Genomic DNA, 22,371 nt, shown 5'->3' on the forward strand with positions numbered 1-22,371 from the left:
CGGGACCTGCGGGGAGGGGAGGTCCGGAACGCGCTCAGCCATGGCGCGGAGAAGGTAACCGGGCAGGCCGTCGGCGGGCCGGCATCCCGACGTGTCGGTCGTCGACGTCCGACCTGCCGATCGCTGCGCCGGTGCCGGTGCTGCGCCGCGGCCGCGGCCGCGGGCCCCGCGGCGCACGACGCCCGCAGCGATGACCCGCGCCGCTTCCAGGGGTCTCATGCAGCAGGCGGCACCGTCCGGCGGTGCCGCGGGACTGGCAGGGCGACGGCCACCTGACAGGAGGAGAGATCGATGGAGATGAAGCTGGAACTGGTGCCGATCCCGGTCGCGGACGTCGACCGGGCGAAGGCCTTCTACATCGAACGGCTCGGGTTCGTCGAGGACGTCGACGTGCGGCCCGCGGACGGCGTGCGGGTGGTGCAGGTGACGCCGCCGGGCTCGGCGTGCTCCATCGGCATGGGCACCGGTCTGCCGGCCTACGACGAGATGGCACCCGGTTCGACCAAGGGCCTGCACCTGGTGGTCGCGGACATCGAGCAGGCCCGCGCCGACCTCCTGGGGCGCGGCGTCGACGTCGGCGAGGTGGTGGACGTCGGCGGCGGGGTCAAGTACGCCTGGCTCACCGACCCCGACGGCAACACCCTGACCCTGCAGGAGATGGCCTGGCGGGCCGGGGACGCGTTCTAGCCGAGCGGGCGGTCACCGCGGAGACCGTCGGTACGCAGACGTGGACCGGATGGTCCTGCTGTCCTGGCTCGCCGTGACGCCGACCCGGCCGAGGTGACCGCGCGCCTGCAGGGTTGATCGCACCCGTGGTGGCGGGGCAGGCGACCTGCGGTCCCCGTCCGTGCCCGGGCCGGTGACCTCCTCGGCGCGGGAGGTCCCGGAACGGCGCCGTCCGTGACAGCCTCCATGCGGCTCTGCACGCTGCACCACGGGGGAACGTTGCCGCACCCATCCCTGCCCGTCGCCGTCCGCACGACCGAGGGCTGACGCCGTGTACCGCGTCGCCGGGCGGCTGGTCCTCAGTCCCAGTGACCTGACCCGGCACCAGGAGTGCCACCACCTCACCGCGCTCAACCTGCAGGTCGCCGAGCGGCGCCTGGATCCGCCGGCCGAGGGCGCCAGCGACCAGACGGTGCTCGTCGCCGACCTGGGCATCGCCCACGAGCTGCGCTACCTGGAGTCGCTGGAGGAGCAGGGGCTCACCGTGGCCCGGCTCCAGGGCAGCCGCAGCGAAGCGGCGACGCGAGAGGCGATGCGCGCCGGCGTCGACGTCGTCCACCAGGCGACGCTCTCCGACGGCACCTGGGGCGGTCAGGCGGACTTCCTCCTGAAGGTGTCCGTGCCGTCCGACCTCGAGGACTGGTCCTACGAGGTCGCCGACGCCAAGCTCGCCCGGCGCATCAAGGTCCCGGCGCTGCTGCAGATGGCCACCTACGCCGACCGGCTGGCCACTCTGCAGGGCCGCCAGCCCGAGCGCATCTGCGTCGTCACCGGCGACGGCGAGACCCGCCCGTGGCGGCTGGTCGACGTCGCCGCCTACGCCCGCCGCGCCCGCGCCCGGCTGCAGGCCTTCATCGCGGACCCGACGCCCACCGCGCCCGTGCCCATCGCCCACTGCGACCAGTGCACCTGGAAGCCGAGGTGCGAGACCGAGCTGCGCACCAGCGACGACCTCAGCCTCGTCGCCGGCATGCGCCGCGACCACCGCGCCGCGCTCAACGGCGCCGGCATCGCCACGCTCGAGCAGCTCGCCGGCGCACCCGACGACGTCCTCAGGGCCACTGGCATCAGCCGGGGCACCCGCGAGCGGCTGCGCGACCAGGCCCGCGAGCAGCTCCGCGGCCGCGCGGCCGGCGTCCCCACCCGCACGCTGCTCACCCCGCAGACCGCCCAGGGGCTGCTCCGCCTCCCCGAGCCCAGCCCCGGCGACCTCTACCTCGACTTCGAGGGCGACCCGCTCGCCGGCGACGGCGAGGGGCTGGAGTACCTCGCCGGCCTGGGCGACCGGGCAGGCGCCTTCACCGCCCTCTGGGCGCACGACGCCGCCGAGGAGCGGCGCATGGTCGAGGACCTCGTCGACCGCATCGTCGAGGCCTGGCGCGCCGACCCCGGCATGCACGTCTACCACTACGCCGCCTACGAGGTCAGCGCGCTCAAGCGGCTCACCGGCCGGTACGGCGTCCGCGAGGCCGAGCTCGACCAGCTGCTGCGCGCCGAGCGGTTCGTCGACCTGTATCCCGTCGTGACGCAGTCGATGCGGATCAGCAAGGAGTCCTACTCGATCAAGAAGGTCGAGGCCTTCTACGGGCGCGCGCACACCGGCGACGTCGCCGACGCGATGAGCAGCGTCGTCGAGTACGAGAAGTGGCTCATCGACCGCGACCCGGCCCGGCTGCGGTCGATCGAGGACTACAACCGGGACGACGTCGACTCCACCCGCGAGCTGCACGACTGGCTGGAGGCCCAGCGGGCCGAGCTGGAGGCGGAGCACGGTCCGCAGCCGCGCCCGGGGGTTGCCGAGATCGCCGTCCCGGCCCCGCGGTCGGACGCCGAGGTCGCGGAGCTGGCGCTGGTCGAGCAGCTGCAGGACCGCGGCCACGACCTGCTCGGCGACCTGGTGCAGTGGCACCGGCGCGAGGCCCGGCCCGGCTGGTGGGAGTTCTTCAGCCGCGGCGAGCTGGACGACGACCAGCTCGTCGAGGACCGGACGGCGCTCGGCGGGCTGTCCGCCGCGGTGGAGATCGGCACCGAGAAGCGCAGCAAGCTCTACGAGTTCGCCTTCCCGCCGCAGGACGCCAAGCTCTCGGTCGGCAAGCCGGCCTTCGACGTCGACACCCGGGTGCGGATCGGCGAGGTGCGCGCGCTCGACGCGGTCGCCGGGCGGGTGGTCGTGAAGAGCACCAAGGCGTCGGCGGGCCCGCGCGGGCTGGGTCCGGAGGGTCCGCTGGACGACAAGCAGATGCGCGCCGCGATCAAGGCGACCGCGGACGCCGTCCTGGCCGGTGAGCCGTGCCTCGGGCAGCGGCTGCTCGACCGCGTCGTCCCCGCGCACACCCGCCGGCTGCCGGGGGAGGAGGCGGGCGACGCCGTCGTCCGGCTCGGCCTGGCGCTGGACGGCGAGGTGCTGGCCGTCCAGGGGCCGCCCGGCAGCGGCAAGACGCGGGCGGCGTCCCGGCTGATCCGTGCGCTGCTCGACGCCGGCAAGAAGGTCGGCGTCACGGCGCAGTCCCACGCGGTGATCGGCAACGTGCTGAGCGCCGTCGGCCGCCCGGCGCTGCAGAAGTGCGAGGAGTCCCAGGCGTGCGGGGCACCCGGCGTGGAGTGGTCCCGCGATGCCGGCGACGTGGCCTCGCGGCTGCTCGACGGTTCGGCGTCACTGGTCGGCGGGACGTCGTGGTTCTGGTGCCGCGAGGACCTGGCCGAGGCGGTCGACGTCCTGGTGATCGACGAGGCCGGGCAGTTCTCGCTGGCCAACGCGGTCGCCGTCGCCCGGTCGGCGACATCGCTGGTGTTGCTCGGCGACCCGCAGCAGCTCGCGCAGCCGACCCAGGCCGTGCACCCGGGGGAGTCCGGGCTCTCCGCGCTCGAGCACCTGCTCGACGGGCACCCGACCGTGCCCGAGGACCGCGGCGTCTTCCTCGACCGCACCTACCGGATGCACCCGGCGCTGACCGCGTTCGTCTCCGACCTGGCGTACGAGGGGCGGCTGGAGTCGGCGGCAGGCCGCGAGCGGATCGCGGTGGACGGCTGGGCCAGCGGGCTCGGCGTCCGGTTCGTGCAGCACGTGCAGCCGTCGATGGCGGCGTCCCCGGACGAGGCGTCAGCGGTCGCCGAGGTGTGGCACTCGCTGCAGGGCGTCGGCTGGGTGGACGCCGCGGGGGAGCGATCCACGATCGGGCCGGAGGACGTGCTGGTGGTCGCGCCGTACAACAACCAGGTCGCGCTCGTCCGGCAGGCGCTGCCCGACGGCGCGCGGGTCGGCACCGTGGACAAGTTCCAGGGGCAGGAGGCGCCGGTCGTCCTCTACTCGATGACCTCGACGTCGGCCGAGGACGCACCCCGCGGCGTCTCGTTCCTGTACGACCTGCACCGGCTCAACGTCGCGGTGTCGCGCGCCAAGGCGCTGGCCGTCGTGGTGATGAGCGAGGAGCTGCTGGACGCCGCGGTGCGGACGCCGGAGCAGCTGCGCCAGGTCAACGCCCTCTGCCGCCTCGTCGAGATGGCGACCGTCGTCCGCTGACGCTCGGCCGTCACGGGCGACGGCTCGGCTCTCAGGCTCGCCAGGGATCGAGGAGCTCGACGCCGGTGCCGACGAAGTCCCGGGTGTTGCGCGTGGCCAACGAGGCGGAGTGCGCGCGACAGATGGCAGCGATCTGTGCGTCCAGGGCGTCGACGGGGCGTCCGCCACGCTCTCGGGCCGCTGCGATGTCGCCGTACAGAGCGGCGGCGGCAGTGTCGAAGGGGAGGACCTGGCCGGGAAAGGCTCCGAGCACCTCGTCGGCGAGCTGCCGCAGCTCGGTGGCACGCCGTCCGTCGGGGAGCCGGGCGAGACCGAAGCGGATCTCGGCCACGGTGATGGCGGTCGTGACGAGGGATCCCCGCGTCTGCTGACCGAGCCAGGTCACGACCGCCGGGTCCTGGGAGGGGCGCATCAGCTCGGACACGACATTCGTGTCGAGGACGATCACTCGGAGAAGTCCGCTGATCGCGCCGGCGAGCTCCGGGGTGGGATGGACAGCTCGACGCCGCCCGCACCGCCGAAGCGCTCCAGCAGTGTGGAGAAGAGGTCGGCGGACGACTCGGCGTCGCTGACCGCCGTCGTGAGGATCTCGCGGATCTCCGCCTCCATGGACCTCCCGTTGCGGGCCGCGCGGACCCGCAACCGTTCGCGGACTTCGTCGTCGAGACCTCTGATACTGATGGCGGCCATGGCTCCCCCTTTTGCTAGCGATGCTAGCGACCAGGTAAACGCGTTGGGACGAAGCGGCTCAGGCTCGAGTCCGAACGATGGCACTCCGTTCGCCACGGGTGGTTCACCACCGCAGCCGGGCGGTCACGGACGTCGTCGACCATCTGGCGGCGCTACCTGAGCGGCTGACCTCCCGGCGCGGACGTCGTCGCGTGGGGTGGACGGGCTGTGGCGACGCGTCGAGACGGTGGCTCGCGTCCGCTGGTCGTTCCCGTCGTCCTTGCGTCGGTGCTCCACTCCCCGGAGCCTCGCCACGCGCGGGACGTCTGGAGGGGGAGCGGCATGAAGTACGTCGTCACGTGGCGGGAGCGGCCGACCGGCTCGGTCGCGGAGTACGAGGCCGCCCAGAAGCGGGTGCTCGAGATCTTCTCCGGGTGGGAGATGCCGGAGAGCCTGACCTTCCACCAGTTCGTCGTCCGCCTCGGCGAGTTCGGCGGGTACGCGGTCGTCGAGACCGATGCGCCGACCGACCTGGAGTACCTCACCACCGTCTACGCGGGTTTCTCCTTCACCGTCGAGCCGGTGCTGGACGTGATGGACGCCGTCGCCGCCGAGACGCGCGGCATCGAGTACCGGGATTCGCTGCGGGAGGGGTGACGCTCGACCCCTGCTCACAGTGCGGGGCAGGGGTCGACCTCGCGGAGGCCGATACCGTCCGGCTGGGGCTCGGCCCCTGCTCCGACCCTGGGCAGGTGTCCGCGGCGCTGGGCAACGACGGCTCACAACCACGCCTCGATCGCGTCCAGCTGCTCGTGGGTGAGCCCGACGAACAGCTCCGGCGCGACCACCAGCACGTGCGGGTTCGCCGCCAACCAGTCCCCGGTGTCGGCCGCCTGCATCGCCAGGTCGTCGTCGACCCACACGATCCGCCGGTCCGGCTCGGCCTCGGCGACCGCGCGGGCGGCGGCGAGCTTCCACCAGCTGGACCGGCCGCCGAACGAGCCGGCGAACCCGGTGGGCGCCGCGTCGGCGCGGGCGTGGGTCACCAGCCCGCGGGGGAGTCCCATCGGCTCGGCCAGCAGCCGGTCGGCGTCCGTGGTCCAGGTGGTGAGCCACTGGATCTCCACCCGGCCGGACTCGTGCAGCTCCCGCAGCCGGGCGGTGATCGTCGGGTTCCAGGACAGCACGTAGCCGTTGAACGTGCCCCGCTCCCAGCCCTCGGGCAGGTCCACGCGGGCGGCGTTGAGCACCCCGTCGACGTCCAGCAGCAGGATCGGGCGGTCCCTGGTCGAGCTCATGCCCCATCCTGCCGCCGCAGCAGCTGCCGCAGGTGGGCGGCCGCGTCGGGCCCGGCGGGAAGACCGTCGTCGAGACCGAGGAGCCGGCCGACCTGCAGGACCTCACCACCGCCCATGCGCCCGCCTGCCTGGCGGTCGAGCCGGTGGTGCACGTGCCGGACGCCGTCCTCGCCGGGACGCGCGGTCGCGACCTGACCCCTCACGACGGTCAGGACGGCGGCTGCCCGCCGATGACACCGGCGACCACCGCGGCCGCGGCGTGCCCGGTCCGGACGGCGTCCAGCACGGGCACCCCGGCGCGCCAGCCGGCCAGCACCCCGGCGGCGACCGCGTCCCCGCAGCCGGTGGTGTCGCGCAGCCGGCCCTCCGGCAGCGGCTCCACCGGCACCTCCCAGGCGCCGGCCCGCGTCAGCACCCGGGTCGGCCGGGCACCGGCGTGCACCAGCACGAGCCCCGGCGCCCACGGGGGCAGGTCGCCGGTCAGCCCCAGCTCCGAGGCCTCGGCGGCGTTGCAGGAGAGGACGTCGGGCCGCAGCCCGGCGAGCAGGCCGGCGTACGCCTCCGGCCCGTGGCTCGCGATCCGGGTGGCGGCGGCGACGTCGATGCTGACCGGCACACCGGCGTCGTGGGCAGCCGCGGCCGCGGTCCGCAGGGCCTCGGGGAAGCGCAGCAGGTCGTAGCCGTCGAGGTGGACGACGGCGGCGCCGGCCACCCACTCCGCGCGGACGTCGGCCGACTCCAGCCCGCCCTCCCCGCGGTCGGTGAGCAGCGTCCGCTCGCCATCCCGGTGGACCAGCACCGTCGACAGCGGCGCCCGGCCGCGGCGCACCACCGCCGTCTCGACCCCGCGCTCCGCCAGCGCGGCCAGCAGCCCGCCGGCCAGCGGGTCCGCGCCGGCCCAGCCCGCCAGCCGCGCCGGCGCGCCCAGGCCGACCACGCCGGCCGTCACGTTGGCCGGCGCCCCGCCCGCCGTCGTCGTCCGCACCACCCGCTGCTGCCCACCGACGACCAGGGGCGCCGACAGCTGCAGCAGCTGGTCGGCCACCAGCTTGCCCAGCGCCACCACCGGGCCGGGGCCCGCGGGGCTGGGCCACCGGGCGGTGTCTCCGTGCGGCACGGGGTCAGGGTGCACCAGGCGGCGACCCGCGCCGGTGGCTTCAGCTCCGGACCGGCATCTCCACCGGGACGGCGGAGCGCTCGGTGCCGGCCGCGGCGACGAGCTCGTCGACGGCCCGCCGCAGCGCGCCGGTGATCGAGGACCCGGGCAGCCGCCCGGCGACCGCCCGCTCGACGCTCGTGTAGTACCAGAGCAGCTCCTCGTGGCCGGCGTTGAACGTCGTCCAGAAGGCCGGCCCGTAGCGGCGGACGTCGGCGGCGATGCACAGGCCGTTGTGCGTCTTGTCGGCCGCGGTGACCAGCAGCGCGTCGGCCGGCTTGGTCGCCAGGCCCTCGACGTAGGGGCGCTTGCGCTCGGGCCAGGTCCCGCTGCGGTTGCCGTCGGCGTCCAGGCCGTCCGAGCAGGCGCGCACGATGTCGGCGACGGCATCGCCGAAGCGCTCCCGGATGTCCGCCAGCACCGCGCCGCCCTGCCCCTCCGGCGCGTCCTCGACCGCGTCGTGCAGCAGCCCGGCGATCGCTTGGTCCTCGTCGCCGCCGTGCTCGAGCACCAGCGCGCTGACGCTCATCAGGTGCGTCAGGTACGGCACCCGCGAGCCCTTGCGCAGCTGCTCGCGGTGGTGCCCGGCGGCGTACTGCAGCGCCCGGTCGTAGCGCTCGCTCAGCGGCCCGGACCCCATCGCGCTCCGGTTCTCCATAGTCGCGGTCACCCGTTCTCCTCTCCTCGCAGGACGACGCGATCGTCGCCGCGACGTCCCGTGGCTCATCGGTCACCCCGCTCGAGGCGGGCGAGTGCGGCGGTGAAGCTGTCGTTCCACAGCCCCAGGTGCGGCCAGCGCTCGGCGACGTACGCCGTCGCCTCCCGGGCCGACATCCCCTCCTCGCGGACCAGCCAGGCGCGCAGCACCAGCCCGGTCCGCGAGGCGCCGCCGTGGCAGTGCACGAGCAGCCGGTGCCCCTCGGCGCGCAGCGCGGCCATGTCGTCGAGGACGTCGGCCAGCGTGCCGTCGAGGTCGGCGTTGTGGTCGTCGTCGGCGATGTAGGCCATCCGGTGCAGCGCGTGCGTGAAGGGGGCGCCGAGCCGGCACAGCGAGATGACGGCGAAGTCCTGCTCGCTGTACCGGGCCCCGTCGAGGTTGCCCGCCCAGATGCCGGGCAGCACCTCGCGCGGGCCGATCCGCGGGATGGCCCCGGGGTCGTAACTCTGCTGCGCGCCGCCGTCGAGCGCGGCCGCCAGCTGCTGCAGGTCGGCCAGCCGCCACACCCGCTCGCCGTGGCCGGGGACCCGGCCGTGGACGACCGACGCCCAGCGCATCGGGATGCCGCCCATGCCGTACACCGCCCCGGCCAGCCCGCCGGCGACCGCGGCGACCGTGTCGGTGTCCCCGCCCAGGTCGACGACCAGCCGCAGCACCTCGGCGAAGTCCCGGCCGTGGCCCAGGGCCCACACCGCCTGACCGAGCGTCGGCCACACCGCGCCGTTGGACTCGGTCGCCCGCTCCGGCGTCCAGTCCGGTGCGAGCACGGTCGCCCACCGCTCGCGGTGCCCGCCGGCCACCGACCCCAGGGCCGCCGGGATCGCGGCCAGCGGGTCGCCGCCGTCGAGTGCCACGCGCACCAGCTCGTGGAAGACCGCGCAGCCCTCGCCGGCCGACGGGTCGCCGTGGGTGAGCGCCGAGATGCGGCGGGCGGCGTCCATGGTCGCCTCGCGGCCGTCGCGGGAGAACCGGATGGCGGCCGGTGTCGTGCGCATCAGCGAGCCGTTGCCGGCCGCGTGCCCCGAGCGGGCGAAGTGCTCGGTCGCGGCCGTGTCCCAGGCCAGGCCGGAGCCGAGGACGGCGCGGGTCTGGTTGCCGATGTCGGGCGGGCCGAACTCTGCCCAGGTGCGGAACCGGTCGAAGAGGTCGGCCTCGTCCAGACCGCCGCGCTCCACCAGCGACGTCGCGACCAGCAGCGCCATCTGCGTGTCGTCGGTGAACTCGCCCGGCTCCCGGCCCAGCGACCCGCCACCGCACATCTCGGTGTGCGCGCCACGGGCCGGGGTCGGGAAGGCGGCGGAGAACCGCCCGGGCGGGCCGAACTCGAAGGGGGCGCCGAGCGCGTCGCCGACGGCCGAGCCGACCAGCGCGCCGGCGGCACGGGACGAGCGGTGAATGCGGGTCACCCGGACCTCCTGCAGGGGTGGGGGAGGTGCGTTCCCTCACCGGCGTCCGCCACAGCGACCACCCTCCCCGGAGTTAGCTCATCCTTGCGTCAACTATCAAGTTAGACGAATCCTGCGCTAATGTCGACGGCGTGTACCGCGACAGTTCGGGCCGGGCCCTGACCGACTACCCGCGGCCGTCGGTCGCGGTCGACACGGCCGTCCTCACCGTGCCGGTCGGCGACCCCCGGCTGGCCGTGCTGCTCGTCCGCCGGGCAGGGGAGGAGCGCCGGCCGGAGTGGGCGCTACCGGGCACCTTCCTGCACGAGGGGGAGACCCTGGCGGTCGCCGTCGGGCGGTCGCTGAGCGAGAAGGCCGGTCTGACGCCGGACGTCGCGCCACGTCAGCTGCACGTCTTCGACGACCCGGACCGGGACGACCGCGGGTGGGTGCTGTCCGTCGCGCACGTCGCCGCGCTGCCGTGGCGGGTGGTCGCACCGGTGGCCGAGGCGCGACCGGAGGAGGTGTGCCTGCGGCCGGTGGACGACGTCCGGGGCCTGCTGTTCGACCACGACGACATCGTGCGGCGCGCGGTGGCCGACGTGCGCGCGCGGTACGCCGAGCGACCCGACCCCGACGGGCTGCTGCAGGAGCCCTTCAGGGTCCGGGAGCTCCACCGCCTGCACGAAGCGGTGACCGGCGGCCTCGGGTACTCGGCGGACACGTTCCGCCGGACCATGCTGCCCCTGCTCGAGGAGACGGAGCGGCGGTCGGAGGGGTCCGTGGGCAAGCCCGCCCAGCTCTACGTCCGCCGGTGAGCCGTCCGGGGACCACGGCCGAACGCGGACTCGGCGCCTGCGTCAGGCGCTGACCTCCTCGTGCGTGTTCACCCCGGGGATGCGCCGCACCGAGCCCCAGCCGAAGCGGGCCCACACGACCAGCAGCGCGGCGCCGGCAAGCGACCCGAGGGTGTCGCGGAAGAGGTCGCCGTTGGTGTCGTCGTTGTCCTCGGAGAGCTGCGTCCCGAACCACGCGTCCGACCGCCACTCGAACAGCTCCCACAGCGCGCCGACGGCGATGCCGAGGGCCGCGGTGACGACGCCGATGCCGACGTAGTGCCGAAGGTGCGTCTCGTCGCGGGGGTCCGGGACGACGTCCAGCCGGGCGAGCGCGATGTAGACGACCGGGGACGTGAGCATCGGCAGGGTGAAGTGCACCAGGTCGTCGAAGCGGACGAACTCGTCGTAGAGGCCGAGCGTCTCGCCGAACCCCTGCAGCGCCATGCCGAGGGTCAGCGACAGGTCGTAGAGCCGGGGCAGGTTCACCAGCCGGGCGACGAGCGTGATGCTCCCCAGTGCGACCAGCAGCGCGGCCGACCCCCACTGCCCGCTCGCCGCGTACCCCGCGGCCCCGGCGAAGATCGCCAGCCGCAGGACGTCGATGCCGTCCCTGACCACCGGCGTCCAGTCACCCATCAGCAGCGTGCGCCCGTCCACGTCGACGCACTACCCGCCGGGGACGGCGCACGCTCGCCGTGTGCGACGCCGCGTCACCGGGCTCCGCCGTCACCCAGGCGATCGGGGGACGGCGGCGTCCGGGCCGCGCGGACCGCTGTGCCCTGGTGCTGCACTGTCCGCAGCCGGCCCGAGCCGGCCAGGGGACCGCAGGACGGGAGCACGGCGTGACCGATCGCGAGCTCGAGCCGACCGCCGCGAGCAGCAGCCGGACGGTGCCGTGCACCAGCCATGCGGCCGGCCACGCCGTCCACCCCACCCGCGTGCTGCTGTGCGACACCAGCCCGGACGACGCCTGGACGCCGGTCGTCGTCATGGGCGCCGTCGGGGACGTGCTGACCGTCGCCTGCGGCGCGGAGCTCCGCCGCTACCGCAACCACGGCACCGGCGGCCTGCTGGACCTGGTCGACGCCACCGGCCCCGACGCGCTGCTCAACGAGCGGTACGGACTGCTCTTCCTGCGCTCCTGGCCGCAGGACGCCGCAGCGGTGTTCTCGCTGCAACCGGCCGACCAGCCGCCGCACCCCTGCCGCCACGGCTGACTCCTAAGGCGTGAGACCGCCCCGCCACGGTCCACCGGGTGCACGCAACCACCGTTGACGTTCGAACGCCTTCCGTGACGGGGCGCGACCGCCGACCGGTCGACGTCCACCCCGGGAGGTGGGGGACGCCGCGCCACAGCCCGTCCCCGCACAGGCACGACAGGGGGAGTGGGAGCGTGGCCCTGACGGGTGTCCAGCACATCGATCGTCGCTACCGGACCTTCCGCATCTCGTGGGCCACCCGGCTGCGCCTGCGCTGGTACGCCCGCACCGGCCGCCGGGCCGGCCTCCCGGGCAGGGTCAGCGTCGCCTCGACGCCCGTCTCGGCCGAACTCGTCGCCGAGTACGGCGAGGCCCGGCGAGCGGGAACGCACCCGCTGCCTCGTCGACACCCACCCCGCCGACGTCCGGCTCGGGCAGATGGACGCCGAACTGCGCACCCTGCGTGCCACGCTCGAGCGCCAGACGCAGGACGCCGACCGCATGCCCAAACGCCCGCGCCGGCCTGGCTCGCCGCCGCTACTCCCGGCGAAATGAACCTGCCGGATTCCACGACTCGCGAGCGCCGGGCCATCACCCACCAGCGTTCGGTGGTCGCAACCCGCGCCGTCCTGGAGCCGATCGCGATCCACCCTCGGTTCATTGCGGCGACTGCCACCCCGGCCGGGACGACGGCCGATGCCGGACCGGTCGACCGGCAGCGAGCGCTCGGCTTGAGGCGAGCACGAGCGGTGCTCGAGGAGCTCGTTGCTCTCGGCGTCCCGAGGGCCTCCTTGACCGCCGTCGGCCTGGCTGGCGCTTCCCTGGGTGTGTCCAGGACCAGGACGCCGCCGGCCAATCGCTGCCCGGTCCTGCTGCGGAGAACCGCAAGTGATCCTCATGCTCGAGGACGGGACGACCGGGGCCTCTGCGAGTGAGGCGCCGCTCGCGGCGACCAGACCTTGATGCGCTGGCGGCCTGAGTGACGAGGAGAGACGCACGAGGCAGCGCCAGATCCGTCCTACCGCGTTTCGGCACTCGAACGTGCCACGGTCCTCGCGTCCAACCCGGGCCGCGCGATGTCAGGCCACTGTTGTCGCAACCGCCGGCCCCGATCACCACCGCCCCTTGGGGGAACACATGTCGCAGTCGACTCACGCGCCGGCCGACCCGCAGGGGAGCGCCCCGCAGCCGCCGGCCAAGAAGCCCTTCTACAAGCGGGCCTGGTTCATCGTCATCGCAGTGCTCGTCGTCATCGCCATCGCCCAGGGCGGCGGCGGAGACGGGGAGTCGGCATCCTCGCCCGCTGACTCGTCGACCGGCGATGCAGCCTCTGCTCCCGCTGTGGACATGCCTGCTGCGGAGCCCCCAGCCCCTCAGGCCCCGGCCCCTGAGACCCCGGGCATCGGTGAGCCTGCCGCTGACGGCAAGTTCAACTTCATCGTCAACGGCGTTGACTGCAGTGCTACGGAGATCGGCAGCGAGTTCCTGAGTCAGAAGGCTCAAGGTCAGTTCTGCATCGTCGACCTGACCATCACCAATGTCGGCGACCGGGCACAAAGCTTCTTCGGCGACAACGCCACCTTGCTTAACGAGCAGGGTCAGCAGTTCTCGGCCGACAGCGAGGCTGCGATCTACCTCGAGGACTCGTCCTCGCTCTACGAGGAGATCAACCCCGGTAACACGCTGGCCAGCAAGGTCGTCTTCGACGTTCCTGCGGGCACGGTGCCGACCTCGATCGAACTCCACGATTCCGCCTTCTCCGGCGGCGTCACCGTCAACCTGCAGTAGACCCGACCCTGGCAGCCTCTTCGCTCACATGGCGGGAGCCCTCGGCGTCTGACAACGGGTCGAGAAACCTGGCTGTCGCCGCACTCCTGCCGCTGATCACCCGTCGAGATCGCCGATCTCGCACGGCTACAGCGTCGTAGTCGTGCAAGATCGGCGATCTCGCCGGATCGAGGGGTCAGGCGACCCGGCGGGCGCCCGCGTAGCTCGGCATCGAGTCGACGTTCACGACCGACACCGGCTTGCCGGCGCTCGAGGAGTGCACCATCTGGCCGTTGCCGATGTACATGCCCACGTGCGAGACCGGGCTGTAGAAGAACACCAGGTCGCCCGGCTTGAGGTTGGCCTTCGACACCGGGGTGCCGAACGTCGACTGGGCCTTCGAGGTGCGCGGGATGGAGACGCCGGCCGCCTTGTAGGCGAAGCTGGTCAGCCCCGAGCAGTCGAACCGGTCGGGACCGGTCGCGCCGTAGAGGTACATGTCACCGCGCTGGGCCAGCGCGGTGTCGACGGCCTTCTGCGCGGCGCTGCTGGACGCGGCGGCCGGGGCCGGGGCCGCGGCGAGCACCGGACCGGCCGCCCCACCGACAGCGGCGGAGGCAGGGAGGGGGGAGAGGGCGATCCCGGCGCCGGCGATGGCGGCGACGGCGACACCGCGGAACGAGCGACGAGCGAAGGACGTGCGGGCAGTCGTCATCGACGACGGTTCTCCTGTTCTCCACGACCGCCTACCGGGTTAGCTGACGGGTTCGGACGGGGGAGTCGCCCGGCGCGACGAGGTCGCGCTTCACCCCAGTGCTGCGGTGGGTCCCCGGCCTGCGCAACGGTCATCGACCGGTGCACGGTTCGGCGGCGTCCGGCGGGTGTCACAAGGTCAGCGACGCGGGCCCTCCGGACGGCGCGAGGCTAGGGGGGCCCTTCGGCCCTGTTCAAAGCGAGGACCGGGATCCGGACGACAGCCGGCTCGAACCGCGACACGCCGCGCTGACCACCACGGATGCCGCTGACGGCCCGCAGGTCGGCCTGGAGAACGCGCTGGTCAGGCCGTTATCGAAAAGTTGCCTCGACGACGGAGAGCCGGAGCGCACGGTGTGGGGTCGGCTGCGGACAGCTCCGGGGGCGTCGTGGTTGGGGTGGCTGTTCCCCGGGCACGACAGAGGTAACCGACCCAAGGAGGAACACCATGGCCGGCATGTTGAGGAAGGTCCTGGCCTCGGGGCTCGCGGCGAAGGTCATCCAGGAGGCCAGCAAGCCGCAGAACCAGGCGAAGATCAAGGAGTTCATCGCCAAGATGGGCGAGCAGAACAAGAAGCAGGGCGGCGGCCGGGGCTACGGCCGCGGGCCGGTGCGCTGACCGTTCCGCGCTGACCGCACGGCGACCCCCGCTCGCACCGGGCGGGGGTCGCCGTCATGCTCGGGGACCGTGCTGCGCATCGCCGTCCTCGACGACTTCCAGTCCGCCGCCGCCGACTTCGCCGACTGGTCGCGTCTGCCGGAGGAGGCCGAGGTCGTCAGCTTCACCGACCACCTCGACGACGAGGACGCCGTCGCCGACCGGCTGGCCGGGTTCGACGTGGTCGTCGCGATGCGCGAGCGCACCCCCTTCCCGCGCAGCCTCCTCGAGCGGCTGCGCGGACTGCGCCTGTTGGTCACCACCGGCGCGCGGAACGCCGCCATCGACGTCGCCGCGGCCGCCGAGCGCGGCGTGACGGTCTGCGGCACCGGCGCGCACCCCACCGGCACCGTCGAGCTGACCTGGGCGCTGGTCCTGGCGGTGGCCCGGCACGTCCCCGAGGAGGACGCCGAACTGCGGGCCGGCGGCTGGCAGCGCACCGTCGGCACCGACCTCGCCGGCGCCACCCTCGGCGTGGTGGGCCTGGGCCGGCTCGGCTCCCGCGTGGCCCGCATCGGCCAGGCCTTCGGGATGGACGTCGTCGCCTGGAGCCAGAACCTCACCGCGGAGCGCGCCGCCGAGGCCGGGGTCCGCCGCGTGGAGCGCGGCGAGCTGTTCGCCACCGCCGACGTCGTCACCGTCCACCTGGTGCTGTCCGACCGCACCCGCGGTGTGGTCGGCCGCGACGAGCTCGCCCGGGTGAAGCGCAGCGCCATCCTGGTCAACACCTCGCGCGGGCCGATCGTCGACGAGGCCGCCCTCGTCGAGGCCCTGTCCGAGGGCCGCCTCGCCGGCGCCGGCATCGACGTCTACGACCGCGAGCCGCTCCCCGCCGACTCGCCCCTGCGGAGCGCGCCACGAACCGTGCTCACCCCGCACCTGGGCTACGTCACCCGCGACACCTACCGCGTCTTCTACGGGGACGCCGTGGAGGACGTCGCCGCCTTCCTCCGCGGCGAGCCGGTGCGGGTCATCGCGCCCGCGTGACCCCGGCCGTGACCGGGGCCGCTCCTCGACCCGGCCGTGCCCCGGCGCGGGCTACGGCCGCCCGGCGTGCGGGACGTCGACCTCGGTCGCCAGCAGCACCGCCTCGCGCGCCGGAGCCCGGTTGTGCTCGTAGAAGTCCGGCGCGCAGCACAGCAGCAGCGTGCGGCCGTCGTCCCCGCCGAGCATGCAGGCGAAGACGCCGAGCCCCTCGGGGGCGGCGACCTCGTCGACGATCGCGCCGCCCTCGGCGACCCGCACCACCCGGCCGCCGACCGCGTCGGCCGCCCACACGTGCCCCTCGGCGTCCAGCGCGCAGCCGTCCGGCGCCACCGTGAGCTGGCCGAGCACCTCCTCGGTGGTCCGGCCGGTCACCTCCGGCCCGAGCGTCGCCCACACGCGCCGGTTGCCGAGCGTGCCGTCAGCGCGGAGGTAGAAGGCGGTGTACCGGTTGCCGAGGGTCTCGCCGACGAGGAGCGTGCCGCCGTCCGGCGAGATCACCATGCCGTTGGGGAACTGCAACCCGTCCGCGGCGACCGACACCGTGCCGTCGGGGTCGACGCGCTTCAGGGACGCGGTCCGGGCGTCCCCGCCGCCCATCAGGTCGAAGCCGAAGTCGCCGGCGAACACCTGCCCCGCGTCGGTGACCACCAGGTCGTTGAGGTGCCCGCCGCAGTGCTCGGTCAGGTCGGCGTGGGTCGACAGGGTCCCGTCGGCGTACCGCAGCACGCGGTGGTCCTTCATCGACACGACCACCAGCGACCCGTCGGGCAGCCAGCCCAGCCCCGAGGGCTGACCCGCCACCTCCACGACGACGGTCTCCGCGCCGTCCGGTGCCAGCCGGCTGACCGTGTGCCGGTAGAAGTCCGACACCCACCAGGAACCCTCGTGCCAGCGCGGGCCCTCGAAGAACCCGCCGCCCTCCAGGACCGTCCTGAGCTGCCGCTCCGCCATGGCCCGGACCCTAGGTGACGCCCGTTCCGCACTGACGGGACGGCCGGACGGCGGCCGCGCGGGGTCGCCGGCGCGGCTGACCGGACCGGGTGGTCCGGCGCGCCGTTTCCCCAGCTGACCGGCCGGGCAGGCCCCGCGGACCCGCACCCGACAGTGAGGACGACGACCATGCAGGTCGGCTACAAGCTCGCGACCGAGGCCTTCGGACCGGAGGAGCTCGTCCGCCAGACGATCCGCGCCGAGCAGGCGGGCTTCGACTTCGTCGAGATGAGCGACCACTTCCACCCGTGGCTCGACGTCCAGGGCCACAGCTCGTTCACCTGGTCGGTGCTCGGGGCGATGGCGGCGCGGACCGAGCGGATCGGCCTGGCCACCGGCGTCACCTGCCCGATGATCCGCTACCACCCGGCCGTGATCGCCCAGGCCGCGGCGACGGTGCAGCTCCTCTCCGGCAACCGCTTCACCCTCGGCATCGGCTCCGGCGAGCGGCTCAACGAGCACGTGGTGGGCGCCGGCTGGCCGGCGGTGCACAAGCGGCACGAGATGCTCCGCGAGGCGCTGGAGATCATCCGGCTGCTGTGGCAGGGCGGCTACCGGTCCTACGACGGGCGGTACCTCCAGCTGGAGGACGCCCGGCTCTTCGACCTGCCAGACCAGCTGCCGGTCATCGCGGTCGCCTCCGGCGGGCGCAACGCCTCGGCCATCGCCGCCGAGCTCGGTGACGGGCTGTTCGCCACCGAGCCGCGCAGCGACCTGGTCGAGGCCTACCGGGGTGCCGGCGGCTCGGGCCCGCGCTACGCCGAGGTGCCGATGGCCTGGGCGGCCGACGAGGACACCGCAGTCCAGGCCGCCCTGGAGACCGCCCGCTGGGCGGTCACCGGCTGGAAGGTGATGAGCGAGCTGCCGAACCCGGTCAACTTCGACGCGGCCAGCGCCACGGTGAAGCCGGAGGACATCCGGCAGCAGTTCTCCGTCGGCCCGGACCTCGACGCGCACGTGCAGCAGGCGCAGCCCTACGCCGACGCCGGGTTCGACCACCTGGTGCTGCAGAACACCGGCCCGGACCCCGACGGCTTCCTCGACGCCTGCGAGCGCGAGCTCATCGGGCGGATCCGCGCGCTGACGCCGTCGTCCTGAGGAAGGACCCCGTCCTCCTCACCACTCGCCAGCTCGCGGCGAGCCTCGGGACGGGGCCGGGCCGACGTCCCCCCGGGCGGGACGCCGGCCGGGTGCGGCGGGGACGAGCGGCCTCAGGCCACGCCGAGGGGGGCCGGTCGCCCGGCGGACCGCCCCGCCGGCTCGTCGAGCAGGTGCCCCATGCCCACGGCGCGCAGCAGGCGCGCGGTGAAGGGTGCGGGTCCGACCAGCTGCAGGGTGCAGCCCCGGGTGTCGGCCAGGGCCTCCCCGGCGGCGAGCACCCGCAGCCCCTCGGCGTCGCAGAAGGTGATGCCCGAGGTGTCGACGGTCCAGGTGCGGTGGCGGGTCAGGGACAGCGCTTCGAGGGCGTCACCCAGCCGGTGGGCGACGGCGCGGTCGAGCTCACCGGCGGCCGTGATCCGACCGGTCTGCAGGTCGATGGAGAGGAGCAGCGGGCGGGAGCGGTCCTCGACCCGGCGCCCCGGCATGGCGCGTGCGCTCATTGCGTGTCCCCCTGGGAGACGCGGTGACGACCGTGCGACCGGCCGACGCAGTGCTGCGGACTGGGCGTCCCGGCCGGTGGTTCGACCGGCTACAACGATAACGAGTCGTCCGCCGGTCAGCCAGTGCGCGATCCGATGGCGCGCAACCACAACGTGCCGACACGCCGATCCGGTCGGGTGCCCCGCGGCCCGCGGGTGGTCGCGCTGCCGGGCGAGGGCCTCTTCGACGAACCACGTCACCGCGACCGTCGCCGTCCACGCCGACGCGCGAGCTCCCCGGTGGCCGCGGCAGCGCGCCCCGCGCCACCGGGGTGGCCGTGGCCGCGTCGGGGTGGCCGTGGCCGCGTCCGCCCACCAGGGTTCTGCCGGAGCGAGGCGTGCGGGGCGCCGGTGCGGGTAGCTCGTCGTCCGTGACCGAGACGGAGAACGGACGCGTCAGCAAGGTCGAGGCCGCGGACGTGGGAGCCGGGCAGATGGGGCAGCGGTACCTGGCCGCCGGTGCCCGGATCGGGATGCGCCTGTGGGCCGCGCAACCGCCCAGCGAGGGCAAGCCCGAGGCGGCGCGGGAGTACGAGACGGTGGGCTACGTCGTCACCGGGCGGGCCCGGCTGCGCGCCGGGGACCGGACGCTGGAGCTGGGGCCGGGTGACTCCTGGGTGGTGCCGGCCGGGGTGAGCCACACCTACGAGATCGTCGAGGCCTTCACCGCGGTGGAGGCCACCTCCCCGCCCGCGCAGCAGGCCGGCCGGGACGCGCCACCCGGCTGAGGGCCCGCCCGGCTCCGTCCCGAGCCTGCGAGGGGTGGGGAGGACGGAGTCCTCCCTCAGTCACCCTTGACGTTGACCACCTGGCGCAGCGTGTGCCGCACCTCCACCAGGTCCGCCGCGTCGGCCATGACCTGGTCGATGGGCTTGTACGCGTCGGGGTGCTCGTCGAGGAAGGCGTCCGAGCGGCCCCACGCGATGCCCCTCATCCGCCGGTCGAGGTCGGCGCGGGTGAACATCCGCCGGGCGGCCCCCCGCGAGTGGTTGCGCCCGGCGCCGTGCGGCGCCGAGGTCAGCGACTCGACGTTCCCCTTGCCCACGACGACGTAGGACGCCGCGCCCATCGATCCGGGGATCAGCCCCCACTGCCCGGTCCGCGCGGAGATCGCGCCCTTGCGGGACAGCCACACCTCGGTGCCGTAGTGGGTCTCCCGCTCGGTGTAGTTGTGGTGGCACTGCACGACCTGCGCCCGGTGCACCTCCTCGCCGAGGCCACGCCCACTCAAGAACCGTGAGACCTGCTCGGCGAGGCGGTCCATCATCTCCTCGCGGTTCAGCGCGGCGAACCGCTGCGCCCAGTGCAGCGCCTCGATGTAGGCGTCGAACTCCGGCGTCCCCTCCTGGAGGTGGGACAGGTCGCGGTCGGGCAGGTCCGTGCCGGCACAGCGCTCCTGCGCCACCCGGATGTGCCTGGACGCCAGCCGGTTGCCGACGCCGCGCGAGCCCGAGTGCAGGAACAGCCACACCCGGTCGGCCTCGTCCAGACAGACCTCGATGAAGTGGTTGCCCGACCCCAGCGAGCCCAGCTGCATCGGCCAGTTGTGCGCGACGCCGTCGGCCTGCGCGGCACCCGGCAGGTCGCGCAGCTCCTCGACCCGCGCCGCCGCGGTCCCGCGCAGCTTCTTGTTGTAGCGGCCGGCCGACAGCGGGATGGCCCGGGAGACCTGCTCGTGCAGCGTCGCCAGGTTCCGGCCGCGGACGTCGTCGCCGGTGAACTGCGTGCGCACCGCCATCATCCCGCAGCCGATGTCCACGCCCACCGCCGCCGGGATGACGGCCCCGTCGGTGGGGATCACCGAGCCGACGGTGGCCCCGAGCCCGAGGTGCGCGTCGGGCATCAGCGCCACGTGCGGGTGGATGAACGGCATCGAGGCGGTGCGCTCGGCCTGCATGCGGGTGGTCGGCTCGAGGATCGACGCCCAGTTGAGCAGCCGGTCGCTGATCTTCTCCATGGCTCCTGGTCGTGGCCTCTCGCTCCGGGTGGGGGACGCGGCGGTGGAGCGGTCCGCTCCGCCGCCGATCCCCGCACTACCCGGTCGCGGCGGTCAGTCGTCGTCCTCGTCGCGACCGCGCCCGCGGTCCCCGTCCTTCTCCTTGTCCTTGTCCTTCCCGCGGTCCTCGTCGTCGCTTCCCGACCCGGCGGTCTGCGCGGCCGGGGGTGCCGGTGCCGGCGGAGGAGGGGCCGGCGGCGCGACCGCGTGGGTGACCGTCACCGTCGTCCCGACCGGGACCTCGCCGATCGGCGCGAGTGCGAGGACCTGCTCGGCGGGGACGTCCGCCCGCTCGACGGCGACCAGCGCGACGGTCAGGTCCAGGCCGGTGAGCCGCGCGTGCACCTCGGCCACCGGCCGACCGACGTAGGCGGCGGGGTCCACCCGGACGAAGGTGGTCGTGACCCGCGGCGCCGCGGACGTCACCGGCGCGGTCGTCGCGGGAGCGGCCGCCGGCGCAACGGGAGCCGGGACGTCGCGCGAGCCGAGCACCAGCCCGGTGACGACGAGCGCGGTGGCCACCAGCCCGACGAGCACCGGCACCACCAGCCGGCGCACCGGGCCACGGTCGTCGGTCTCCTCGGCCTCCTCGTCGTCGGGCCCGGGGACGACCGGTGCGACAGCGGTGGCCGCGACCGGGCCGACCGGCAGCGTCGCGGTCGCCGGCTGCGGTGCGGGGACGACGGGCAGCACGCGGGTCGCCGTCCGCTCGTCGGCCGGCTCGGGTGCGCGGCCCGTGCGGGCGTCGGCGACGGCGGCGACCAGCGCGGCGCCGTCCGGGACCCGCCCGGCCGGGTCGGTGGCGAGGGTGCGCTCGACCAGCTCCCGGACCGGTGCGGGGACGTCGGCCGGCAGCGGCGCGGGCGTCTCCGAGACCCGCCGCATCGCGACCTCGACCGGGTCCGGCCCGTCGAAGGGGCGGCGGCCGGCGAGGCACTCGTAGGCGACCGTGCCCCACGCGTAGACGTCGACGGCGGGGGTGGCCTTCCGCCCCTGGACCAGCTCGGGCGCGAGGTACTGCGCCGTCCCGACGACGTGGCCGGTGCGGGTGACGGTGGCGTTCGCGGCCGACCAGGCGATGCCGAAGTCGGTGATCTTCACGACGCCGTCCGGGCGGACCAGCAGGTTGGCGGGCTTCACGTCGCGGTGCACGATCCCGGCCGCGTGGGCGGCGGCCAGCCCGGCGGCGACCTGGCCCAGCAGCTCCAGCGTCCGCTCCGGGGTCAGCTGCCCCTCGCGCCGCAGCACCGCCGACAGCGGCTCGCCGTCGACCAGTTCCATGACCAGGTAGACCAGCCGGTCGCCGCCGGGGGACGCCGGCTCGACCTCCCCGTAGTCGTGCAGGACGGCGACGTTCGGGTGGGTGAGCCCGGCCGACAGCCGCGCCTCGGTCCGGAAGCGGGTCAGGAAGACCGGGTCGCCGGTGTACTCGCTCTTGAGCACCTTGGCCGCCACCTCGCGGCCGAGCACCCGGTCCTGCGCGCGCCAGACCTCGCCCATGCCGCCGGTCGCGATGAGCGACCGGAGCTCGTAGCGGCCCTGGAGGACGTCCCCTGCGGCTGGCATGCCTAGGCGGGGTCGACCAGGCGCAACGGCGGGTGCGGCGTCAGCCGCTTCTCCAGCGTGACCCGGTGCCGCCCGTCGGGCTCGTGCCGGAAGTCCAGCCGGTCGACCAGCGCCTGCATGAGCAGCAGGCCGCGGCCGTCCTCCAGCGGCGTGCGCTCGTCGCCCTCGGGGAGGGTGGCGGGGTCGAAGCCCGCGCCGTCGTCGACGACGCTGATCCGGCACAGCCGGTCGTCGACGGACACCGCGACCTCGTACCCGGCGTGCTCCCCGGCGTGCTGGACGACGTTCGCGCAGGCCTCGGTGAGCGCCAGCGAGACCTCGTCGACCACCGTGCGCTCGACGTCCAGGTGCTCCAGTGCCTGGCGGCAGAGCCCGCGGACGAAGGGGACGCTGCCGGTGTCCACCGGGAGGTGGACGGTGAAGGCGATGTCCATGCCAGGTCCACTCCTCCCGCCCGAAGGCATCTAGGCTGCTCAGGTTCCACGTCGTCGATGGGAGGACCGA

24 protein-coding genes and 1 riboswitch are annotated in these 22,371 nt (G+C 74.3%); of the genes, 10 read left to right on the plus strand and 14 right to left on the minus strand.

What is annotated here, in order from left to right:
* Positions 1-291: 291 nt before the first annotated feature.
* Together BMW27_RS08625 and BMW27_RS08630 are read left to right on the plus strand one after the other, a co-directional pair.
* Positions 292-687: a VOC family protein gene (locus BMW27_RS08625; RefSeq protein WP_091442370.1), complete on the plus strand. Its 396-nt coding sequence runs from the start codon at positions 292-294 to the stop codon at positions 685-687.
* A 310-nt stretch (positions 688-997) separates the two neighbouring features.
* Positions 998-4,246, plus strand: a complete 3,249-nt coding sequence (locus BMW27_RS08630; RefSeq protein WP_091442373.1) for a TM0106 family RecB-like putative nuclease — start codon at positions 998-1,000, stop codon at positions 4,244-4,246.
* A gap of 31 nt (positions 4,247-4,277) precedes the next feature.
* Here BMW27_RS08630 and BMW27_RS08635 read toward each other — a convergent pair whose 3' ends face one another.
* Positions 4,278-4,694: a type II toxin-antitoxin system VapC family toxin gene (locus BMW27_RS08635; RefSeq protein ID WP_091442375.1), complete on the minus strand. Its 417-nt coding sequence runs from the start codon at positions 4,692-4,694 to the stop codon at positions 4,278-4,280.
* On the minus strand, positions 4,691-4,936 hold the full coding sequence (locus tag BMW27_RS08640) for a FitA-like ribbon-helix-helix domain-containing protein (RefSeq protein WP_091442378.1): 246 nt from the start codon (positions 4,934-4,936) through the stop codon (positions 4,691-4,693). Before BMW27_RS08640 ends, BMW27_RS08635 begins: the two co-directional genes overlap by 4 nt.
* A 321-nt stretch (positions 4,937-5,257) precedes the next feature.
* Here BMW27_RS08640 and BMW27_RS08645 point away from each other — a divergent pair, with 321 nt between their 5' ends.
* Positions 5,258-5,572, plus strand: coding sequence for a DUF3303 domain-containing protein (locus BMW27_RS08645; protein WP_091442381.1), 315 nt, complete (start codon positions 5,258-5,260; stop codon positions 5,570-5,572).
* A gap of 122 nt (positions 5,573-5,694) precedes the next feature.
* Here the strand turns inward: BMW27_RS08645 and BMW27_RS08650 are convergent, their stop codons facing one another.
* The 5 genes from BMW27_RS08650 to BMW27_RS08665 are packed head-to-tail and all read right to left on the minus strand — an operon-like array spanning position 5,695 to position 9,493.
* Positions 5,695-6,213 (minus strand): HAD domain-containing protein, encoded by a 519-nt coding sequence (locus tag BMW27_RS08650; protein ID WP_091442383.1) that lies wholly within the window; start codon positions 6,211-6,213, stop codon positions 5,695-5,697.
* Positions 6,210-6,416, minus strand: coding sequence for a hypothetical protein (locus BMW27_RS23315; RefSeq protein WP_175486432.1), 207 nt, complete (start codon positions 6,414-6,416; stop codon positions 6,210-6,212). The genes BMW27_RS08650 and BMW27_RS23315 overlap by 4 nt, the downstream gene beginning before the upstream one ends.
* A 5-nt stretch (positions 6,417-6,421) precedes the next feature.
* Positions 6,422-7,330: a carbohydrate kinase family protein gene (locus BMW27_RS08655; protein WP_175486433.1), complete on the minus strand. Its 909-nt coding sequence runs from the start codon at positions 7,328-7,330 to the stop codon at positions 6,422-6,424.
* A gap of 40 nt (positions 7,331-7,370) precedes the next feature.
* Positions 7,371-8,039: an HD domain-containing protein gene (locus BMW27_RS08660; protein ID WP_217638086.1), complete on the minus strand. Its 669-nt coding sequence runs from the start codon at positions 8,037-8,039 to the stop codon at positions 7,371-7,373.
* Positions 8,040-8,092: 53 nt separating this feature from the next.
* Positions 8,093-9,493, minus strand: a complete 1,401-nt coding sequence (locus tag BMW27_RS08665) for an ADP-ribosylglycohydrolase family protein (protein ID WP_217638087.1) — start codon at positions 9,491-9,493, stop codon at positions 8,093-8,095.
* Positions 9,494-9,624: 131 nt separating this feature from the next.
* On the opposite strand from BMW27_RS08665, the gene BMW27_RS08670 reads away from it, so the two are divergent.
* Positions 9,625-10,290 (plus strand): NUDIX hydrolase, encoded by a 666-nt coding sequence (locus BMW27_RS08670; protein ID WP_091442385.1) that lies wholly within the window; start codon positions 9,625-9,627, stop codon positions 10,288-10,290.
* Between the two features lie 42 nt (positions 10,291-10,332).
* Here BMW27_RS08670 and BMW27_RS08675 read toward each other — a convergent pair whose 3' ends face one another.
* Positions 10,333-10,968 (minus strand): DUF2238 domain-containing protein, encoded by a 636-nt coding sequence (locus BMW27_RS08675; RefSeq protein ID WP_091442387.1) that lies wholly within the window; start codon positions 10,966-10,968, stop codon positions 10,333-10,335.
* Positions 10,969-11,153: 185 nt separating this feature from the next.
* On the opposite strand from BMW27_RS08675, the gene BMW27_RS08680 reads away from it, so the two are divergent.
* On the plus strand, positions 11,154-11,528 hold the full coding sequence (locus BMW27_RS08680) for a hypothetical protein (RefSeq protein ID WP_091442390.1): 375 nt from the start codon (positions 11,154-11,156) through the stop codon (positions 11,526-11,528).
* A gap of 1,119 nt (positions 11,529-12,647) precedes the next feature.
* Entirely contained in the window at positions 12,648-13,298 is a 651-nt protein-coding gene (locus BMW27_RS08685) for a DUF4352 domain-containing protein (protein WP_091442393.1), read from the plus strand.
* Positions 13,299-13,473: 175 nt separating this feature from the next.
* On the opposite strand, the gene BMW27_RS08690 is transcribed toward BMW27_RS08685, so the two are convergent.
* Positions 13,474-13,992 carry a C40 family peptidase gene (locus BMW27_RS08690; RefSeq protein ID WP_091442395.1) on the minus strand — a complete coding sequence of 173 codons (519 nt, stop codon included), beginning with the start codon at positions 13,990-13,992 and terminating at the stop codon, positions 13,474-13,476.
* A gap of 12 nt (positions 13,993-14,004) precedes the next feature.
* Positions 14,005-14,157: riboswitch (cyclic di-AMP (ydaO/yuaA leader) on the minus strand.
* Between the two features lie 330 nt (positions 14,158-14,487).
* On the opposite strand from BMW27_RS08690, the gene BMW27_RS23320 reads away from it, so the two are divergent.
* Positions 14,488-14,649: a hypothetical protein gene (locus BMW27_RS23320; RefSeq protein WP_175486415.1), complete on the plus strand. Its 162-nt coding sequence runs from the start codon at positions 14,488-14,490 to the stop codon at positions 14,647-14,649.
* 69 nt (positions 14,650-14,718) lie between these two features.
* A complete protein-coding gene (locus tag BMW27_RS08695) occupies positions 14,719-15,675 on the plus strand; it encodes a D-2-hydroxyacid dehydrogenase family protein (RefSeq protein ID WP_217638088.1) in 957 nt (318 codons plus the stop codon).
* A 51-nt stretch (positions 15,676-15,726) separates the two neighbouring features.
* On the opposite strand, the gene BMW27_RS08700 is transcribed toward BMW27_RS08695, so the two are convergent.
* The gene (locus tag BMW27_RS08700) at positions 15,727-16,626 is read right to left on the minus strand and encodes an SMP-30/gluconolactonase/LRE family protein (protein WP_091442398.1); all 900 of its coding nucleotides are present in this window, start codon (positions 16,624-16,626) and stop codon (positions 15,727-15,729) included.
* A gap of 168 nt (positions 16,627-16,794) precedes the next feature.
* On the opposite strand from BMW27_RS08700, the gene BMW27_RS08705 reads away from it, so the two are divergent.
* On the plus strand, positions 16,795-17,763 hold the full coding sequence (locus BMW27_RS08705) for a TIGR03557 family F420-dependent LLM class oxidoreductase (protein ID WP_091442400.1): 969 nt from the start codon (positions 16,795-16,797) through the stop codon (positions 17,761-17,763).
* A 113-nt stretch (positions 17,764-17,876) separates the two neighbouring features.
* Here the strand turns inward: BMW27_RS08705 and BMW27_RS08710 are convergent, their stop codons facing one another.
* On the minus strand, positions 17,877-18,266 hold the full coding sequence (locus BMW27_RS08710) for an STAS domain-containing protein (RefSeq protein ID WP_139206859.1): 390 nt from the start codon (positions 18,264-18,266) through the stop codon (positions 17,877-17,879).
* Between the two features lie 410 nt (positions 18,267-18,676).
* Here BMW27_RS08710 and BMW27_RS08715 point away from each other — a divergent pair, with 410 nt between their 5' ends.
* Positions 18,677-19,033 (plus strand): cupin domain-containing protein, encoded by a 357-nt coding sequence (locus tag BMW27_RS08715; protein WP_175486434.1) that lies wholly within the window; start codon positions 18,677-18,679, stop codon positions 19,031-19,033.
* A 56-nt stretch (positions 19,034-19,089) separates the two neighbouring features.
* Here BMW27_RS08715 and BMW27_RS08720 read toward each other — a convergent pair whose 3' ends face one another.
* The 3 genes from BMW27_RS08720 to BMW27_RS08730 all read right to left on the minus strand — a co-directional run bounded on the left by BMW27_RS08720 (position 19,090) and on the right by BMW27_RS08730 (position 22,301).
* Positions 19,090-20,262, minus strand: coding sequence for an RtcB family protein (locus tag BMW27_RS08720; RefSeq protein WP_091442403.1), 1,173 nt, complete (start codon positions 20,260-20,262; stop codon positions 19,090-19,092).
* A gap of 93 nt (positions 20,263-20,355) precedes the next feature.
* Entirely contained in the window at positions 20,356-21,867 is a 1,512-nt protein-coding gene (locus tag BMW27_RS08725) for a serine/threonine-protein kinase (RefSeq protein ID WP_091442405.1), read from the minus strand.
* A 2-nt stretch (positions 21,868-21,869) separates the two neighbouring features.
* On the minus strand, positions 21,870-22,301 hold the full coding sequence (locus tag BMW27_RS08730) for an ATP-binding protein (protein WP_091442409.1): 432 nt from the start codon (positions 22,299-22,301) through the stop codon (positions 21,870-21,872).
* Positions 22,302-22,371: the final 70 nt, after the last annotated feature.

It is taken from the genome of Geodermatophilus poikilotrophus, from assembly GCF_900111455.1.
In the GTDB taxonomy this organism is placed as follows: domain Bacteria; phylum Actinomycetota; class Actinomycetes; order Mycobacteriales; family Geodermatophilaceae; genus Geodermatophilus; species Geodermatophilus poikilotrophus.